Here is a 1,142-nt window from a genome sequence, read left to right on the forward strand (position 1 = left end):
GCACTGTAGGTGATTTGGCCGCTTGGGGTAGTGGTTTGTTTGATGGTTAAAAAGGCGTGAGGAATATCGGTCATCTCCGCATCAAATGCTAAGCGACCTTTGCGAATCACATCCAGCCCTTTTAATACCAATTGATTTTTAGTGTCGACACTGTAATTGATGGCGCGGGCAAAGGGGAAAAAGCCGCGTACCAGGTCATAGACACCCCGACCAATACCGGTAATATCAATCCCTATGTGTTGTACATTAAAGCGTTGTGTCAGCTGTCTAATCTGCTCTGCCTGATAGGAAAAGTCGGCGTTATACCACTGATGTTTTTCTAATACCCTAAACCGGTCACCATACGCCGGGTTGGGTGGAGCTAAAACGACACAGGTAGCGGCATCTTGGGTGCGGCTAGGATCAAAGCCCAACCAAACTTCATTATCCGCAAAGGGGCGAGCTTCATGAGGATCGTAATCTAACCAGAATAAACGATCAGAACAGCATTTTTCTAAATCCGTTAGCTTGAAGACACTTTGTTTATCATCAATAAACTGACACATTAGTAGGTTATTGAATTCGTCTTCTGAATACTCTAAACGCAACTGGTCGATATCAAATAAATCACAACCCCCCGCAATCGCATCTTCAATAGTGATAATTTGTCGAAACTGGCCATCAGGGCATAACATACCTTTCGATAATTCGGCATCGGTAGGGAATGCTTGATCAGGGTGTTTCTTTTTAAAGGCTTGCCCGGTCCAGAAAGGATACGCTTCATGACCCACAGCACTGGGTGTTGAAAAATACGTCTTACGCCACTTCTTATGCATGGCCATGCCTGAAGCAACGGTATTAATCTTTTTAAATTTTGGTATCCAAAAGTATTCATCCGTGTAGACATGACCGTGATAACTTTGCGCGGTGCTGGCATTGGTGGACACAAAACGTAATTCAGCGCCATTGCTTAAGGTAATGGGGTCACCTTTCAATTCAATATCAAACCAGTCCTTGGCAAATTGAAGGATGTAACTGCGGAATACTTCGGCTTGGGAACGGCTGGCGGATAAAAAGATTTGGTTATCACCACTGAGGATGGCATCAGCAAAGGCCTCACCGGCAAAGTAATAGGTCAGCCCAATCTGTCGGCTTTTTAAATA

The 1,142-nt window shown here is 44.6% G+C and carries 1 protein-coding gene; it reads right to left on the reverse strand.

Going from position 1 to position 1,142, the window contains the following annotated elements; all coding sequences use genetic code 11:
• Positions 1-1,142, reverse strand: a 1,142-nt coding sequence (locus F607_RS0127380; RefSeq protein WP_027710510.1) for a terminase large subunit domain-containing protein, incomplete at both ends; no start/stop codon positions are given.

Origin of the sequence: Zooshikella ganghwensis DSM 15267 (assembly GCF_000428585.1) — a bacterium.
In the GTDB taxonomy this organism is placed as follows: Bacteria; Pseudomonadota; Gammaproteobacteria; order Pseudomonadales; family Zooshikellaceae; genus Zooshikella; species Zooshikella ganghwensis.